Below are 14937 nucleotides of genomic sequence, written 5' to 3'. Positions count from 1 at the left end.
TTCAGGGGGAACCATGGCGGATCATGATGGAAGCGCTGACACAGAGGAGAATCCTTTTGTTACCGGAGACTGGGCAGTGACGTGGGATGGAAACGGCCGGCTGGTGCGCCAGCTGGTGCAGTCACTGGCGGGGCAGGGCGTCGTCTGTCATCTTGAGCAGATCCGTGCACTGGAGCCGGAACGGTTCATGGTCGCGCTCCATATGCTGGAATGGTTCTACCAACATGGCGCTAATGACAAAGGTTTGAATCGGCTGGCCAAGGATATCCAACATGGCGAGAGTGGGCATTTGTTTTGAACGTTTGCGTGCATTGCACCTCGAGGTTTGATGCACCAGCGCTCGCCTGGCGATGTCAGAAATCAAGCATGGACTTTTGAAACCAGCGGGAGATCGCGAGCACCGGCGCGCGAACCGCGCCGGGTGGCGTGCAAATAGCGCCACTGCAAATCCGGCTGGCGCTAAGAGCATGACGCCGTGCCATGATGCCTGGGGATAAACAAACCATGTCGATGTCCGAACCCGTCAGATTCGTCGCTTCGAGCGGCAAGCCCCGATACCTGCTCATATGCAGCCATTCGATTCATTGGGTTGGTGTCAGCGGCATCCAGGGACCAAGCTGGTAACGACATGGTAAGCCACCCGAGTGGCCATCTGATGCCTAGTCGGTTCATAGCCTTCATGGTTGTTTCATGTGTGGATAAAGGCTGCATGGTTGTTCGCGATAGAGATGCCGGATGTCGCCTACGGGCTTTCGGCCGGTGGGGAAAGCAAGTCGCCATCGTTTCGCAGGCAAACCCATCCCTAGCCTGCTTGACGCAGGTCAAGAATATCGGAATGCTTTGCGTTAGAACTGTGGTAATGGCCTGCATCCTAAAACCCTTGCAGGTGTGCCATAGTGCACAGAAGCTGCGGCTTTCAAGGATAGCAAAATAGCGTTTCGAGGTAGACAACCAGCCGGAGACCATGTGCATTCCTTCCTGTTTGCGAGCGGCATCGAAAATAGCTATCCGACCGTCCGGGGCCAAGATGGGCGAACGGCGCGCGTGGACGAAATGGACAAAACCGGTCATTACCTGCGCTATCAGGAAGATTTGCGCTTGGCTCGCGAACTTGGTATTGATGTCTTGCGGTATGGGCCACCGTACTACCGTTTGCACTGTGGTCCGGGTCACTACGACTGGTCATTTACAGACGATGCCTTTGATCAAATCAAACAACTGGGCATCACGCCATGCGTTGATCTGTGCCATTTTGGCATGCCCGATTGGCTCGAAAATTTTCAGAACCCTGAATTCCCACACTTCTTCGCCGAATACGCGCAAGCTTTTGCGCTTCGCTTTCCATGGGTGAGGCTATACACGCCAGTCAATGAAATGTATGTCGCGGCACACTTCTCCGGACAACTAGGCCTATGGAACGAATGTCTTTCGAACGACACCGCTTTCGTCACTGCGCTCAAGCATATTGCGAAAGCAAACGTGCTGGCGACAGAAGCAATCCTGGAAGTCCAGCCGGCGGCACGCTTTATCCAGAGTGAGTCATCGGAATATTTTCATCCGGCGAACCCGGACGCAGTGAAAATGGCGCGCCATTTGAATGAGCGCCGTTTTCTCTCGCTGGATTTGAGCTACGGCTACGATCTGTGCGCCACCATGTACGAATATTTGCTGGAACACGGGATGAGCAAGGAAGAATTCCATTTTTTCCTCGATCACAATATCAAGCCGTACTCGATCATGGGAAACGACTATTATGCGACCAATGAGCACATTGTCTTTCCCGACGGAAGCACTCAGCAGTATGAGATGCTCGGCTATTACGTCATCACCAAGCAGTACTACGACCGCTATCGGTTGCCGGTGATGCATACCGAGACGAACAACCGCGATAACCGGCATAACGAAAAGGAAGCGCGCTCATGGCTGGAACGGCAGTGGGGAAACCTGGTGCGCCTGAAGGAAGATGGCGTGCCCATTATCGGATTCACGTGGTACAGCCTGATCGATCAGATCGATTGGGACACGCTGCTGGTGGAGCAGAACGGGCGGATCAATCATTATGGCCTCTATGATTTGGACAGGAAGATTACACCGGTAGGCAGTGCTTATCAGGAACTGATCAAAACCTGGCGGGGGCGCATTTCCAACGGCATGCTGTCCATGTATTGACGGGGGCCTTACTTGAAGGTAACGCGCAGCTCATGGGTTGTGATCCAGGGGTTTAGTCGCGCGGTAAACGAGCACGGGCAGCGACGACGCTGACAACACCTTCGACGTGACGCTGCCCAGCAGGTGATCCTGTTCGCCCCCTTTGCCATGGGATCCAATAAAGATCAGGTCGCAGTGCTGGCGCTCTGCTGCATCGACAATGGTGAGCGCAGTCTTGTCCGAGATCACGACCTCTCCGCTGAATTCCAGGTCCAGTTTTTGTGCCGCTTTCTGCATCTCGTTCAAGTACGTGTTGCCTGTTGTGCGCATTGACGATTGATATTCTTCCTGACTGAGATACACCGGCGGCGTGGTGTCAAGATAGATCGGATATTGCATCTCGGGCGCAACGAAAAGCCCATAAATATGGGCATTAAACCGTCGGGCGAATTGCATCGCGGCTGCGATAGCGGCGTCGGAGGCGGGCGATCCATCAGTCGGAACCAAGATATTGGAAAACATAGGACATTGAAATGATCGGCTACACTTCAAGTTAGCAGCGGGTGATCAAAGCAGATTGAGCCGCCTCAATTTGCACGAAATGGTGTAAAAGTCACAGAGCCGAAGAACTGCCTTTCGCTGTAGTGGAGGTGAGCCACCACCATTGTGGCTTTGAGATATTTTCAGCAGTCTTCCTGGAATGATCAACGGCGGGAGCGCACGATGAGCACGCAAGCGTATGCTTCGGAAATAATTGCCGTGCTGGATGGTGGTACGACCCGTACGCGACTTCGCCTCTGGAATGGAGATGCCGTCATCTGGCAAAAGGCATACGCCATTGGGGTTCGGGATGTGGCACGCAATGGCGGCGCGGCACTGCATGGCGCCGTCAGCAAACTCTTGATCGAGGCACACTCGTTCGCCCGATTCGATACGGTAATTGCCTTGGGGATGATCGGAAGTAACATCGGGTTGGCCGAGGTACCTCATCTTGTCGCACCGGTGATGTACACGGAGCTGGCGTCCAGGTTGGTCGTTCGGGACCTGCCATCGATCGGTTCCGTGTATTTTATCCCGGGGGTGCGGACGATGATCAACGACGTGCGGATTTACTCTATTTCATGCACGGATGTGATGCGAGGTGAAGAAACCGAAGTCATCGGCCTGCGCAACCAACTCAGCCTAAAAGGTCCGGTCAACTTTTTCCATGCCGGGTCACATCACAAGCTTATCTGTACGGACGATTCCCAGATCCTTTCGTCGAAAACGTCGCTGAGCGGGGAGTTGCTGCATGCACTGACACAGAACACGATACTGGCATCCAGCGTCACACCGCTCGACAAGTTGACTGCGGTTGATCCCGAGTACTGGGACAAGGGACGCGAGGCTACCGACGCGGTTGGCTTTGGACGAGCCGCATTTTGTGTTCGCCTTCTTGACCAGCTCATGCATGCTCCTCCGGACAAGGCCACTGCCTATCTGTTGGGTGCGGTGGCCGCGTTGGACATCGCACTCATCAAAACGGAAATCCCGGTCATTCTCTATGGGCATTTGACCATCACCGAGCCATTGGCGAGGTACCTGACACAGCGTGGTCATCAGGCATCGGTGGCCGGGTCCGATACTAGTGAAGCGGCAGCCACGTACGGAGCAGCATGGTTGTGGAAGGTCAGATCCGGTCTACCCGCCTAGCAATGCATTTCACTTGGTTCGTCATCACTCCGGAGTGTCCGGCAAAGGTGCTGCTGCCTTGTCTTCCGCCTGGCGGCACATTCATCCGTCCGTAGGCCTGTCTTGCACGACCCCGTGACTAAATCCGACGGGCGGCATTGCTTTGGCCGGCGGCACGCTGGCCAAACTTGACCGCTTCAAACCAGGCAAGGCACAGCAGTCCCATACCAAGCGCATACGCGGTCTGTCCGACTGACAGTGGCGCGAAATGCAGCGAGGTCGCCAGATACGGTATATGCATGGTGGCCAGCAGCAGGATAATTGTGATTGCCGCAAGCAGTAACGGAATCCGATTCGTTGATGCCAAGGCACGCAGCACGCTGTGCTGTCTTGACAGGTTGGAAAAAAGAAGAGCCAGATTTGCCGTGACCAGCGTACAGAATGCACTCGTGCGCGCCACGTCTGCTGACCAATGAGACAGACCTGTCGCGAAGACATAGGCGACGATGGCGAGCGCCCCGACGCCTTGCAGCGCGACTCTGAATACGTCGTGCCTCGAGAATACCGGCTGAGCCGGATTGCGAGGAGGCAGATGCATGGCTTCCTCGTCGGATCGCTCGTTTTCGAAGGCGAGCGAGCAGCCCGGGTCGATGATCAGTTCCAGCAGCGCGATATGGGCAGGATAAAGCAGAATCGGCCATCCGAGCACCGCGGGCAGCAAGGCCATGCCGGCGATGGGCATGTGCATGGAAAAGACGTAAGTCATGGCATTTTGCATGTTGACATAGATGCGTCGCCCCAGGCGGATGCCGCGCACGATCGATGCAAAATTATCGTCCAGCAGGACCAGCGAGGCCGCTTCCCGCGCCACGTCCGTGCCTCGCGCACCCATGGCGATGCCGACGTGCGCCGCTTTGAGCGCGGGTGCATCATTGACGCCGTCGCCTGTCATCGCCACAACCGCGCCACGGCGCTTCAGAGCCTGTACGATGCGCAATTTCTGATCCGGCGTGATGCGCGCGCAAACATTGCAAGTCTGAAGCCGGGACGCAAGCTGTTCGTCGCTGAGTTCGTCGAGCGCGTTGCCGCTCAGGACGCTCCCAGCCGGAATACCTGCTTGCGCGGCGATACTGGCAGCGGTAGCCGGATAATCGCCGGTGATCATGATCACGCGGATACCGGCCGTCACGCATTCGGCGACTGCCTGCGGAATCTCTGGCCGCAAGGGATCGGCAAGCCCGATCAGGCCCAGATAGGTAAAGTGGAATTCTTCCTGAGACGAAGGCAGTGGCGTGGCATTGTACTGGGCGGCGGCAACTGCCAGGATGCGCAGTCCTTTGACAGCCATGGCATCGACCGTCGCCTTCAACGCGTTCAGCTCTGCCATTCCGAGATGACACAGATAGGCTATGGCCTCCGGGGCGCCTTTAGCGGCAACAATTACAGGGCCCGACGGATCCATCCATGCGTTTGTCATTGCCCGCAACTGGAGGGACAGCGGATATTCACGTGCAAGCGTGTACGAGGAAGGCGAAGTCTGTGCCACAGACGGGCCAATCTCGTTCCACGCTTGATGGATGGCCTTTTCCATGGGATCAAACGGTTCCGGCTTGCTTGCCAGTGCTGCATAGTGAACAAGCCCCCGCTCGGACTCGGATAAGCTGAGGCGGTCGGTTCGAGCCAGATCTATTTCTCGTCCATCAGCGTAAAGATATGCCAGCTGCATGCGGTTTTCGGTCAACGTGCCCGTTTTGTCCGTGCACAGAACGGAAATGGCGCCGAGCGTCTCGATCGACGGGAGGCGGCGGGTCAGTATCTGTGCCCGAGACAAGCGCCAGGCACCGATTGCCGGGAAGACCGCCAGAATGACAGGAAACTCCTCCGGCAGCAGCGACATGGACAGCGCAATACCGGCCAATAACGCTTGCAACCAGTCGCCACGCAGTGTTCCATACATGGCAATCGTGATCAGGCTCAGCACGACGCCGCCAATGGCGAACACCTTGACCAGTCGTGCGACTTCGTTCTGTAGCGGAGACCGTTCCGGCGTAAGCGTTCTGAGCGAAGCACCGATCCGGCCAATCTCACTGTGAGCTCCGGTCGCGGAAACACAGGCGATACCTTCGCCTTGGACCACCAGCGTTCCGGACCAGACAAAGGGCAGGTCGTCACCACCGGGGCGCGCGTCGGGCGCATCGGACGCAAGATTGCTTTTGCGGACGGACACCGACTCGCCGGTCAGCATGGATTCATCGACCTGCAGGTTGTTTGCCTGAAGCAGGATGCCGTCGGCGGCAATACGGTCGCCCTCAGCCAGCAACAGCAAGTCGCCCCGCACGACTTCCCGGCCGGGAATGCGTAGCGTCTTGCCATCTCGCCGAACGAGCGCGCGCGGACTGCTGAGGTCACGCAGGGCTGCCAATGCCCTTTCCGTCTTTCCTTCCTGGTAGAGCGTCAAGCCGATGGTGACGCAGACCATGAACAGCAGCAGCAAACCCTCGTGAAAGTCGCCGAGTGCCAGATACAATGCCGATGCGGCAAGCAGCAACAGGAACATCGGTTCGGCCATTGCGGCGAGCACGATTCGCAGAAGACGGTGGCTGTCGTCCGGCAGCGCGTTCGGTCCCTCATCCGCAAGCCGTTGCGCAGCAGTCTCGGCAGACAAACCTTGTTCAGGTGACGGTGCAGTCATGATGTTGACGGAGGCTCTTATATAATCAGGTAGTCAGGACATAGGCGCCTGGCGCATCACCCAAGGATCTTTGCGGCGCCGGCGGCGGTACCGATCGACCGGACCTGACCGCTAGCCAGGTTTCCCATGCCGGCCACCACGAGCCTTCGTGCGTCAGGGCGACACACTGCCAGTCACCCGGATCCGTATACGGCTCGTTGGGATGGTGCGTGACAATTTGGTAGGAACGGTTCTGGCGTCCCGGAGGGGAAATGACGCCGGCGTTGTGCCCGCCGCTGGTTAGCAAAAAGGTCACCTCGGTGTCGGTGAGCAGATGAATCTTGAATACCGACCGCCATGGCGCAACGTGATCGGTCAGCGTACCCACCGCAAAGATGGGTACACGAATGTCCGTGAGCGCCACTGTCCGTCCACCGACGCGGAAGCGCCCCTCGGCCAGGTCATTGCCAAGGAAAAGATGGCGAAGATACTCCGAATGCATCCGGTAAGGCATGCGCGTGGCATCGGAATTCCATGCCGCCAGATCGTTGTGTGCTTCGGCTTGACCAAGCACATACTGATTGAGCCGACGTGACCAGATCAGGTCGTTGGACCGCAGCAGCTGGAAGGCGCCTGCCATCTGCCGGGTATTCAGGTATCCCGTGTCCCACATGCCCGCTTCGAGCATCGCGATCTGGCTCTCGTCAATGAAAAGCGAGAGTTCGCCGGGTTCCTTGAAATCGACCTGGGCTGCAAACATTGACATGCTTTCCAGGCGGTCGTCGCCGTCGCGCGCCATTGTCGCAGCGGCGATCGCCAGCAGGGTTCCGCCCAGGCAGTAGCCAACCGCATTGATTTTGCTGGTCCCGGAAAGGCTGGTTGCGACATCGATCGCGGCCATCACACCCAAGGTACGATAGTCATCGAGCGTGAGCTCACGGTCTTCCGGGCCAGGATTCTTCCATGAAATCATGAATACCGTATAGCCTTGGCTGACCAAAAAGCGCACCAGACTGTTATCCGGGGAAAGATCCAGGATGTAATATTTCATGATCCATGCCGGCACGAACAGGATAGGGCAGGCATGCACTTTCTCCGTCGTCGGCGTGTACTGGATCAGTTCGATCAAGCGGTTGCGATAGACGACTTTTCCTGGAGTGATGGCAACCTGCTCGCCGACATGAAAATTATCCGGCACGCCCGGCGGCAAACCGGTTGCATAATTGCCGGCATCCTTCCACCAGTTGATGGCTCCGCGGACCAGGTTCATGCCGCCTTCACGGACCGTCGCTTGCAGGGCAACCGGGTTTGTCAGCAGGTGGTTCGACGGGGCCAGCATGTCAAGCAACTGGCGCGCGACGAAGGTCACAACATCTTCATGGTGGCGCGAAACACCGATGACACCGGTCGTCGCACGATGCCACCACTGCTGAGTGAGCAGGAAGCCTTGTGATAAGGCATCAAATGGCCATTGTTTCCACGTCTCGGCAGTGAAACGCTTGTCTTGCGGAAGCGGAAAGATGCGTTCACGCTCAACGTCTTCGCCAAAGAGTATTTCGCGCGATTGGAGAACCGCCCACTGTGCATACTTCTTCCAGGCCTCCTCCCACAGTTGCTGCTGCTTGGAGGGCGACATTTGCAAATGGATGAGCCAGTCAAAGTAGGCCAGCCAGAGTGACGCCGGTGACAGCGTGGCGGTCATCCTGCCAAGCAATGCATGATAGGCCCGGTCAAGGCTGTCCGCAGTGCCGTGATAATACGGATCGGCACTGGAGCTTTTGCCGAGCCAGGCGCTGGCAAGGCGTTCTGGCTTCGCCAGTTCCGGTAGCGGTTTGTTCATGCATGGCCTCTTGATAAGGAGGCCGGTGCCGCACTCGCAGACACCCCGCCGCCCCTAATGAGAAATGACGGCTACCGTACCGCCGCATCGGGCATGTCCGCTTGACGGAAGTCAAATATGGCGGGAAGGGGGCAGGGAGGCCAGGCGCAGCAAAGACTGGGGTGGCGGGTGTACAAATCACCGGCGTGATGATGTTTTGCATTTTGACCTGGCTCAAATCCGGCCGATGACAGCAGCGCGCCGGCGTTCTACATTAAAGGCGCTGCAACCGAGCGATCCAAAGTTGCCGATGGAGGGAACATATGGCTTATAAGGTCATCACCGTGCATGTCGACGAGTCGCCCTGTTTGGGCGCATGCCTGGAGGTCGGCTGTCAGCTCGCGTTCCGGGAAGGTGCTCATCTGATCGGCATGGCCGTCGATTCTGCGGACGGGGCCGAGCAACCGCTCATGCAGGAGCGAAGGAGGGAATACCTTTTCGGGTGCTTCGATCAAAGCGCTTCCCGCCTTGCCGTGCCGTCTTCCGCACATTGTGTGGTCCAGGGCGATGCGGCGACTGAAATCAGTCAGCATGGATTGTGCAGCGACCTGATCGTCCTGGGGAAAGAGGGCAGCGGCAATCCTGATACGCGGATCGATTTCCTCCAGTATGTCATCCACAATTGCGGCGGACCCGTGATCGTCGTACCTGCTCAGGTATCGGGGCAGAGCGAGCATGAAACCGGTGAACGCATTCTGATTGCCTGGAACGGCGGCATGCCTGTGGCAAGAGCAGTCCGCTCGGCGTTGCCCATGTTGCGGCATGCGCGAGAAGTCCATGTGGCCCATCTGCGCTCGCCGGTTTTTCCTGAGCGGATCAAAAAGGACAGCATGCCGGAACTGCTGGCTTACCTGGCCCGCCATGGCATTCATGCCAATGCGCTGCACCAGGACGGGGAGGAGCAGCCAGGGACGCAGCTCCTTCAACTTGCATCCAGGTTATCGAGCGACATGGTGGTCATGGGATGTGTCGCACACCCGCGCTATCCGGGCGTGCGTCTGGGCGGAACGACGGGCGCAATGCTGAAGTCGGCGACGATACCGGTGTTCATGGCAGCCTGATTCCTGACACCTGACACTGCTTGGCTAACTGCGATGATCAACCCGCCGGGTGCGGCCGCGCCGGCGGACCGAGTTCAAGCTGCATCAGCATTGTCCCCCTGTCGGGAGCAGGCGATATCTGGAAGCCCAGCCGAGCGGCCAGATTGAGCATCCCGCGATTGTCATTCAGCGCTTCGCCAACAAGGCGTTGCGTGCCGCGGGTCCGGCAGTAGGCAATCAGTTTTTGCATCAGCAGGTGGCCCAGTCCACGCCCTTTCAGGTCCGAGCGGATGGTGACCGCGAATTCGGCGGCGACATTGTCGGGGTCAGCCACGACCCTTGCCACGCCGAGGGTCTCCGCATTGCCCGAAGCGGACGCGCGCGTGGCGATGAGCGCCATTTCCCTGTCATAGTCAATCTGGGTAAACCGGGCGAGCTGTGACGGTTGAAGTGCCCGCATCCGGACGAACATTCGCAAGCGCACATCTTCCGGGGTCAGCGCATTGAAAAAGGCGACGTGAGCGACGCCGTCTTCGGGACGAATCGGGCGCAGCAGCACCTGCTCTCCCTGCCATTGCACCCATTCTTCCAGTTCGGCGGGGTAAGGGCGGATTGCCAGGCGTTCCAGGGCGCCTTGCGCGGCAGGCGCAACCCGCAGGCGGGCGTCAAGTGCGATCACGCCGTCGGCATCGGCAAACAGGGGATTGATATCGAGTTCCTGCAGTTCCGGTAAATCGACCACCATGTCGGAGACTTGAACCAGGGTGCGGCACAGGGCGTCAATATCGGCCGCGCGCCGATTGCGATAAGCGCGGAGAAGGTTCGAGATGCGTGTGCGGGAGATCAGTTCGCGGGCAAGGACATGATTGAGCGGCGGTAAGGCTATGGCATGGTCGGCGACGACTTCAACCGCGATGCCGCCTTGACCGAACATGATCACCGGCCCGAAGACTGGATCCGAGGCCACGCCGATGATGACTTCCCGGCCTTCCGGGCGGCGCGCCATTGCCTGCACGGTAAATCCATGCAGTCGTGATTGCGGATACAGCTCGCACAGCCGAGCCTGCATTTTGGCAGCAGCTTCCCGGACTGCATCGGCACTGTCAAGGTCCAGGACGACGCCTCCGACATCGGACTTGTGCACGATGTCAGGGGAAAGAATCTTCAATGCCACCGGAAATCCGATCGCCGATGCCGTCTGGCCAGCTTCATCCGCACTGGAGACGGTGCGGGTTTCCACCACCGGAATCCCGTAGGCAGTCAGCACCTGTTTGGCTTCCCACTCCGACAACATGGTGCGTCCTTCAGCGAGCACCTGCGCGATGATGCCGCGCGCCAGATGTTTGTTTTCCTTCACCGCGCCGGACAGGGCCGCCGGTACCTCCATCAGCAGTTGCTGGTTTTTTCGGTAATGCACCATCTGCATGAAACCGCCCACGGCCTTTTCCGGCGTGTCGTAGGTCGGTACACCGGCCGCGGCAAATATCTCCCTTGCGCGAGCAACGGACGTGCCGCCGAGCCAGCAGGCCAGGATATTGGAGCGGGCTTCCTTGACCATCGGTTCCAGCCTTGCGGCAATCTCGGCACTTGACACAATCGCAGTCGGCGCGTGGATGAACAGCACGGCATCGACTTCCCTGTCGTCCATCAGAATCCGAAGCGTATCGGCATAGCGTTCCGGCGGGGCGTCGCCAATGATATCGACGGGATTGGATCGCGACCAGTTCTTCGGCAGTACGGCATCCAGTTGCTTGATGGTCTCGGCCGACAGCTGCGCCAGCTTGCCGCCAGCCGACATCAGCATGTCGGTCGCCATCACGCCCGGGCCGCCGCCATTGGTCATGATGGCCAGGCGCTCTCCGCACAGCGGCCGCAGTCGCGCCAGTGTCTCGACCGCGTCAAACAATTCTTCGGTCGAATACACCCGCAGCATGCCGGCCCGGCGGATGGCGGCATCATAAACGTCGTCGGCACCCGCCAGTGCGCCGGTGTGCGAGGCGGCCGCTTTTGCTCCCTCGGCCATGCGGCCTGCCTTGATGGCCAGCGTGGGCTTGTTGCGGGCGGCTGCACGGGCGGCCGACATGAACTTGCGTGCCGAGGTCAATCCTTCGACGTAGAGGAGAATGGCATGGGTGTCGGGATCGCTGGCAAGATAATCGATCACGTCGCCGAAATCGATGTCGGCGCCGTCGCCCAGCGACACGAACTTGGAAAAGCCGATGCCGCGTGATCTGGCCCAGTCGAGCACGCCGGTCACCATTGCACCGGATTGGGAAACAAATGCAATCCTTCCCGGAAGCGCGTCGACATGGGCAAAGCTCGCGTTAAGCCGGATGCCAGGGGCCAGCAGGCCGACGCAGTTGGGCCCGAGGATACGCAACAGATAGGGTTGTGCGGCTTCCAGCATCAATTCCTTGACGGTCCGTCCCCGCCAATCAGTGTGCTGGCCGAGCCCCGCTGTCAACACAATCGCGGCTCGCGTCCCAATTGCGCCAAGCTGGCCAATGAGGCCGGGAAGGGTGGGCGGCGGCGTACAGAGGATGGCCAGATCAGGCGCTGCAGGCAGGGCTGCGAGATCTCGATAGCATGGCAGCGCGCCCAGATGTTCATACTTGGGATTGACAGGGTAAATCGGTCCGGCGAATCCGGCGTGCACCACGTTCTGCAGCACGGTGGCGCCAACGCTGTGTGGCTTGCTGGATGCACCGATAACGGCGACCGACTTGGGCTGGAAAAGGAAGTTCAGGTTTCTGACCGTCATTCGCCGCTGCTTTCAAGGAGTAAGGACCATGCAGGGTGCGGCCTGGCTTCGGTCGCCGGCCCTGCAGGCAATGTCAATGAGAGAACAGCACGGGTACTGTCATCGATTGCAGGATGGTGCGGGTCGTGCCGCCAAGGATGATTTCGCTCAGCCGCGAGCGGCCGTAGCCGCCCATCACAAGCAGGCCGGCTCCAACATCCGCGACGTACGACAGCAACGCATTGGCAATGTCGATGTCCGGTCCCGTCTGCTGGCGCTGCACGTCGACATTGACGCCGTGGCGACTCAGGTACAAGGCGATATCCGCGCCTGGATCCTCGCCATGGGCATACATCGATACTTCCGGGTTGATGGTCACCACTTGTGCCAGTTTCGTTTTGCGCAGCAGCGGAACGGCACCGCTGACCGCTCGCCCGGCGGCCAGGCTGCCATCCCAGGCGATCACCGCGCGGTCGCCGAACCCGACATTGTCGAGCGCATACGGGACGACCAAGACCGGCCGTCCGCAATTGAGCATCGTGTACTCTGCGACATCGTTGCGTTCGCCAGCGATGGCGTCGCTCGGGTCCGGCTGGCCCACGATCACCAGATCGCTGTAGCGCGCCTGCAGGCACAGGGATTCACCCGCTTCGTCGTCGATGATTCTTTTTTCAAAAGACCTTACCCCAAGGCGATCTGCGGCCTTCTCGAATTCTTCGGTTGCGCTTTCCGCGCGCTCCTTCATGAAGGACAGGCATGCTTCCAGCATCGGTGCACCGCTCGGGAACAAGCCTTCCGAATACATCGCGGGCGGCAGGCCTATAGCCGCAACACCGACCAGATGCGCGTCGTTGTCGACCGCGATCCGCGCCGCGAGTGCGATACGGTGAGTTGCGTGACGGGATGTATTTACATGAACGGCAATCGTACGATAAGACATGGCTGTACTCCCGCGGACAGTGAAGGGGACTTGAACCAACGGGCTCCTGGCTCGCATGGGAGCCATGTTAGGAGCCTGGTCCCTGCAATTAATTGATTCAGGTCAAAAATGCCCGACTGCCACCGCTGCCCAGACCAGTTACCCCATGAACTGCCCGCCATTGACAGAGAATGTGGCGCCGGTGATGTATCCGGCCTTGTCGTCGACCAGGAAGGCCACCATTCTGGCCACGTCGTCGGCGGTGCCCAACCTGCCGACCGGAATGCCAGCGATAATCTTCTGCAGTACATCGACCGGTACAGCGGCCACCATGTCGGTGTCGCAGTAGCCGGGAGCAATCGCATTAACGGTAATGTTCTTGCTTGCATTTTCCAGCGCGAGCGACTTGGTAAAGCCCAAAATGGCCGCTTTCGATGCAGAATAGTTCGCCTGGCCGAACTGGCCTTTCAGTCCGTTGATCGAACTGATGTTGACAATACGACCGAATTTCTGCTCGCGCATGCTTTCGATCACGCAGCGCGCCATGTTGAATACCGAGCCGAGGTTGGTCTGGATAACGTGCCACCATTGCTCCGAGGTCATTCGGTGAAATACGGCGTCACTGGTGATGCCGGCGTTATTGACGAGAATATTAACCGGCCCGAACTGGGCCTGAATTTCCTCCACCAAAGCCTGACACGCATGGAGGTCGGCGACATCACAGCGTCGAGTCGGAATCGCGGTGGACGCAGAAAATTCGTCAGCCGCCACTTCATTACTGTGATAGATCGAAATCACCTCGCATCCTCGCTGCTTGAGTTCGCGTGAAATTGCCTCACCCAACCCGCGGGTTCCGCCGGTCACTACTGCGATGCGTTTCATGATTGCTCCCGAATGCGTATCGGTCAGGGCGCCATGGTAGCGCCGCACAGGCAGGTCTCCGGGTGACCTGGATCAAAAAATTCCGACAAGGAGATCGTGCGCTGATGGCGCTGCAATCCATGGCGCCCGGCGGGCGCACTTTGACTTGAGTCAAGCGGATATCCTGGGTCGTGCATAGGGTAAAGGCTTGAATTCAATACGCGGATGATTCCATGCAGAAGGGCCAAAGCAATACGCTGGCAGGCCGGCCGGCCAGGGTCGAGACTGATGGGCACGGAGACGGCCGTCTGGTGTTTTCCCTGTGTGACATCAGCAAGACGTACCAGATGGGTGAAGTCCCGGTGCAGGCACTATCGCATGTCAATCTCGATTTTTATCGCTCCGAGTTCGTCGTGCTTCTTGGCGCCTCCGGAAGCGGGAAATCGACCCTTCTCAATATTATTGGCGGTCTCGATATACCGACCTCTGGAAGCTTTTACTGGAGCGGCCACAATCTGAGCGAAGCGACGGAGCCGGAACTGACGGTGTTCCGGCGCGAGCACGTCGGTTTCGTATTTCAGTTCTATAACCTGATCCCGAGCCTGACGGCGCTTGAAAACGTACAACTCGTCGCCGATATCAGCGCAGACCCGATCGATCCGGAAGACGCGCTCGATATGGTGGGCCTCTCCAGCCGCTTGAATCATTTTCCCGCCCAGATGTCTGGCGGCGAACAACAGCGCGTCGCCATTGCACGCGCGATTACCAAGCGTCCAGGCATTCTGCTCTGTGATGAACCGACCGGTGCGCTCGATATCGGGACAGGCAAGCTAGTGCTGCAGGTGATCGACCGCATCAATCGCGAGTTCGGCACGACTACAATCATCATCACGCACAACGCCGCCATCGCCGCGATGGCGCACCGCGTGGTCTACATGACCAGCGGACGGGTGACGCGCGTAGAAAGCAACGACAGGCGGAAGGCGCCGGAGGAGATTTTCTGGTGAG

At 58.7% G+C, this 14937-nt stretch carries 11 protein-coding genes; 5 read left to right on the top strand and 6 right to left on the bottom strand.

Annotation, left to right across the window (positions count from 1 at the left end; translation table 11 throughout):
- Positions 1-13: 13 nt before the first annotated feature.
- Both IGW03_RS05375 and IGW03_RS05370 read left to right on the top strand, forming a co-directional pair.
- Positions 14-298, top strand: coding sequence for a hypothetical protein (locus IGW03_RS05375; protein WP_194721487.1), 285 nt, complete (start codon positions 14-16; stop codon positions 296-298).
- A 668-nt stretch (positions 299-966) separates the two neighbouring features.
- Entirely contained in the window at positions 967-2169 is a 1203-nt protein-coding gene (locus IGW03_RS05370; RefSeq protein WP_323744929.1) for a family 1 glycosylhydrolase, read from the top strand.
- Between the two features lie 30 nt (positions 2170-2199).
- Here IGW03_RS05370 and IGW03_RS05365 read toward each other — a convergent pair whose 3' ends face one another.
- Positions 2200-2670, bottom strand: a complete 471-nt coding sequence (locus tag IGW03_RS05365; protein ID WP_194721486.1) for a universal stress protein — start codon at positions 2668-2670, stop codon at positions 2200-2202.
- A 201-nt stretch (positions 2671-2871) separates the two neighbouring features.
- On the opposite strand from IGW03_RS05365, the gene IGW03_RS05360 reads away from it, so the two are divergent.
- Complete coding sequence (locus tag IGW03_RS05360; protein ID WP_194721485.1) at positions 2872-3840, top strand: 2-dehydro-3-deoxygalactonokinase; 969 nt, start codon at positions 2872-2874, stop codon at positions 3838-3840.
- A gap of 118 nt (positions 3841-3958) precedes the next feature.
- On the opposite strand, the gene IGW03_RS05355 is transcribed toward IGW03_RS05360, so the two are convergent.
- On the bottom strand, positions 3959-6511 hold the full coding sequence (locus tag IGW03_RS05355; protein WP_194721484.1) for a cation-translocating P-type ATPase: 2553 nt from the start codon (positions 6509-6511) through the stop codon (positions 3959-3961).
- Between the two features lie 25 nt (positions 6512-6536).
- Complete coding sequence (locus tag IGW03_RS05350; RefSeq protein WP_194721483.1) at positions 6537-8330, bottom strand: PHA/PHB synthase family protein; 1794 nt, start codon at positions 8328-8330, stop codon at positions 6537-6539.
- A 302-nt stretch (positions 8331-8632) separates the two neighbouring features.
- Between IGW03_RS05350 and IGW03_RS05345 the strand changes: the two genes are divergently transcribed.
- Positions 8633-9430: a universal stress protein gene (locus IGW03_RS05345; RefSeq protein ID WP_194721482.1), complete on the top strand. Its 798-nt coding sequence runs from the start codon at positions 8633-8635 to the stop codon at positions 9428-9430.
- A gap of 37 nt (positions 9431-9467) precedes the next feature.
- Here the strand turns inward: IGW03_RS05345 and IGW03_RS05340 are convergent, their stop codons facing one another.
- The 3 genes from IGW03_RS05340 to phbB form a co-directional block, all read right to left on the bottom strand.
- Positions 9468-12170, bottom strand: a complete 2703-nt coding sequence (locus IGW03_RS05340) for a bifunctional acetate--CoA ligase family protein/GNAT family N-acetyltransferase (RefSeq protein ID WP_194721481.1) — start codon at positions 12168-12170, stop codon at positions 9468-9470.
- Positions 12171-12243: 73 nt separating this feature from the next.
- Positions 12244-13089 (bottom strand): universal stress protein, encoded by an 846-nt coding sequence (locus IGW03_RS05335; RefSeq protein WP_194721480.1) that lies wholly within the window; start codon positions 13087-13089, stop codon positions 12244-12246.
- A 138-nt stretch (positions 13090-13227) separates the two neighbouring features.
- Positions 13228-13950 (bottom strand): acetoacetyl-CoA reductase, encoded by a 723-nt coding sequence (gene phbB / locus IGW03_RS05330; protein ID WP_194721479.1) that lies wholly within the window; start codon positions 13948-13950, stop codon positions 13228-13230.
- 326 nt (positions 13951-14276) lie between these two features.
- Between phbB and IGW03_RS05325 the strand changes: the two genes are divergently transcribed.
- Entirely contained in the window at positions 14277-14936 is a 660-nt protein-coding gene (locus IGW03_RS05325; RefSeq protein WP_228535133.1) for an ABC transporter ATP-binding protein, read from the top strand.
- Position 14937 lies beyond the last annotated feature (1 nt).

Origin of the sequence: Noviherbaspirillum malthae, assembly GCF_015352985.1 — a bacterium.
GTDB classification, from domain to species: domain Bacteria; phylum Pseudomonadota; class Gammaproteobacteria; order Burkholderiales; family Burkholderiaceae_D; genus Noviherbaspirillum; species Noviherbaspirillum malthae.
This window is presented reverse-complemented; position numbering and strand designations above follow the sequence as displayed.